Annotated in this window: 1 protein-coding gene; it reads right to left on the bottom strand. The window is 65.6% G+C overall.

Going from position 1 to position 308, the window contains the following annotated elements:
- Nucleotides 1-308, bottom strand: a 308-nt coding sequence (locus tag EN804_RS36120; RefSeq protein ID WP_135922403.1) for a TRAP transporter large permease subunit, incomplete at both ends; no start/stop codon positions are given.

The raw sequence follows: 308 nt of genomic DNA, 5'->3' as shown, positions 1-308 counted from the left end.
GCGACGATATAAGCGACCTCGATGGGATAGCCGAACTGGGCGGCGATCGGGCCGGGGTCCTGCAACATCAGCGCCGGGGTGTAGACCGCCATGAACGGCACGACGAAGCCGGCGACGGCAAGCTTGGTGGCCTGGATGCCGATCTTGAGGCCGCTTTCCCTGGCCATGGGCGCGGCGGCAAAGGCGGCAAGCGCCACCGGCGGGGTGAGGTCGGCCATGATGCCGAAATAGAAGACGAACATGTGGCTGACGATGAGCGGCACGCCGAGCGACAGCAATGCCGGTCCGGCCAGAGACGAGGTGATGAT

The organism is Mesorhizobium sp. M8A.F.Ca.ET.161.01.1.1 (genome assembly GCF_004792105.1).
Taxonomy (GTDB): Bacteria; Pseudomonadota; Alphaproteobacteria; order Rhizobiales; family Rhizobiaceae; genus Mesorhizobium.
Note: the sequence above shows the minus strand (reverse complement) of the source record. Positions and strands in the feature narration are given on the sequence as shown.